Below are 706 nucleotides of genomic sequence, written 5' to 3'. Positions count from 1 at the left end.
GAAAGATCAACACGCCCTAGGCACTACACTGATAAGAAAAAGTAGGTCTAAAACTTATCCATAAAGTATGACGGATAAATGCAGGTGACATTTTCCACTGGACAGACCCTCAGCGAACACTAAACACTAACCTTTCAAGCTCTTCAAAATCAGATAAAAGAACTATAAAACATAACTATAGAGATGGTTGCATGCAGGACATTCATTGGTGCGATGGAAGTTTTGGCTACTTCCCAAGCTACACGCTTGGTGCTATGTATGCGGCTCAATTTATGGCATCGATGAAGCAAACCGTGAATGTTGATGAGGCGATTCGCTCTGGAGATATGACACCAATCTTTACGTGGCTATCAGAAAATATTTGGTCGAAAGGGTCGTTGCTAACTACTGATGAGTTAGTTAAACAAGCTACAGGTGAAGTTTTAAACCCGATGCATTTCCAGAAGCACTTAAGGAATCGTTACTTATAGTTAATAATAACCCCAGAAAATTTCTGGGGTTATTCTACGTACAGTGTGAGACACAACCCGTCATTGGTTGGGTTATGACCCATTCTCCAGTCGAATATTTTGAATAATAATTCATCGTATAATAAGCCTAAAAATAATCTCAAAAATGATATCTTCATCACGAACTAATGAGTGCCTTGTCAGCTATTTGTATGAAGAGTAACTTAGAGCCTGGTTCAGGGCGGGATCGCACTTTG

The 706-nt window shown here is 39.7% G+C and carries 1 pseudogene; it reads left to right on the top strand.

Features of this window, described 5'->3' with window-relative positions:
• Positions 1 to 173: 173 nt before the first annotated feature.
• Positions 174 to 470 (top strand): annotated as a pseudogene (locus AB4161_RS23240) (carboxypeptidase M32); the annotation flags it as partial.
• Positions 471 to 706: the final 236 nt, after the last annotated feature.

The sequence above is a fragment of the Vibrio sp. 10N.286.51.E5 genome (genome assembly GCF_041469125.1).
Lineage (GTDB): Bacteria > Pseudomonadota > Gammaproteobacteria > Enterobacterales > Vibrionaceae > Vibrio > Vibrio crassostreae_C.
Note: the sequence above shows the minus strand (reverse complement) of the source record. Positions and strands in the feature narration are given on the sequence as shown.